Genomic DNA, 1,408 nt, shown 5'->3' with positions numbered 1-1,408 from the left:
GATCGTCGAGGCGGGCTGGCTGCCGGGGACCGGCGCCGAGGCCGGGCGCTGAGCGATCCGGGCGGGTCCGGGCCGGGCGGCGCGGTCTCCGATCCCGCCGCCGCCATCGCCCGATTTTCGCCGGATTCGCCCCTCAACCCCCGCGCGGCGGGGGCGAATCCCGGCGCGGCGGCGCAAAACGCCGCAAACGCGCCCCTGCGCCCTCGCGCGCTGTTGACCGCCCCGCGGGGCCGGGATACCCCAAGCCCGAACTGTATTCCGCCGCATCCAAGGCCCAAGGAGCGACCATGAAAACGACCCGCATCGTCAAGAACATCCTTTCCAACTACGAGTCCGACAACCCCGGCGTGAAGGGCAACCTGGCCCGCATGCTGATGGAGGGCAAACTCGGCGGCACCGGCAAGATGATCATCCTGCCCGTGGACCAGGGGTTCGAGCATGGCCCGGCCCGCTCCTTCGCGCCGAACCCGGCCGCCTATGACCCGCATTACCACTACCAGATGGCGATCGACGCGGGCCTCAACGCCTACGCCGCGCCGCTGGGCATGCTGGAGGCGGGCGCCGACACCTTCGCCGGCCAGATCCCGACCATCCTGAAGATGAACTCGGCCAACTCGCTGATGTCGGGCACCGCGGGCAAGGACCAGGCCGTGACCGCCTCGGTCAACGACGCGCTGCGCATCGGCGCCTCGGCCATCGGCTTCACCATCTACCCCGGCTCGGACTGCGCGCTCGACATGATCGAGGAGATCCGCGAGCTGCGTGAAGAGGCCGCCTCGGTCGGCATCGCCACCGTGCTGTGGTCCTACCCGCGCGGCGAGGGCATCTCCAAGGAAGGCGAGACCGCGATCGACGTGGCGGCCTATGCGGCGCAGATCGCCGCCCTGGTCGGCGCGCACATCATCAAGATCAAGCTCTCGACCGATCACCTGATGCTGCCGGAGGCCAAGAAGGTCTACGAGGAGCAGGAGATCACCATCGCCGAGCAGGCCGACCGCGTGCGCCACTGCATGCAGGCCGCCTTCAACGGCCGCCGCATCGTCGTCTTCTCGGGCGGCGCCAAGAAGGGCGAGAACTCGGTCTATGACGACGCCCGCGCGATCCGCGACGGCGGCGGCAACGGCTCGATCATCGGCCGCAACACCTTCCAGCGTTCGCGCGAGGACGCGCTGGCCATGCTCCAGCAGCTGGTCGACATCTACAAGGGCAAGGCCTGATCCTTCCCCTTTCCCATCGCGGGAAAACGCGGACGCCCGGCGAGAGATCGCCGGGCGTCTTGCGTTTGAGGCGACGGAGCGGCGCGCGACCAGCCCGCGGATGGGGAGGGGGGCGGGGGGGGGGGGGGGGGGGGGGGGGGGGGGGGGGGGGGGGGGGGGGGGGGGGGGGGGGGGGGAGGGGGGGGGGGGGG

Annotated in this window: 1 protein-coding gene; it reads left to right on the top strand. The window is 71.2% G+C overall.

Translation table 11 applies throughout. The annotated features are described in order from the left end of the window. Positions 1-287: 287 nt before the first annotated feature. Positions 288-1,217 (top strand): class I fructose-bisphosphate aldolase, encoded by a 930-nt coding sequence (locus ACQ5SO_RS21320; RefSeq protein ID WP_430943667.1) that lies wholly within the window; start codon positions 288-290, stop codon positions 1,215-1,217. Positions 1,218-1,408 lie beyond the last annotated feature (191 nt).

Origin of the sequence: Rhodovulum sp. DZ06 (genome assembly GCF_050586345.1) — a bacterium.
Lineage (GTDB): Bacteria > Pseudomonadota > Alphaproteobacteria > Rhodobacterales > Rhodobacteraceae > JBOCEF01.
This window is presented reverse-complemented; position numbering and strand designations above follow the sequence as displayed.

Coding starts and splice junctions, on each gene's coding strand:
- ACQ5SO_RS21320 (WP_430943667.1), top strand. CDS start 288: ATGAAAACGACCCGCATCGTCAAGAACATCCTTTCCAACTACGAGTCC.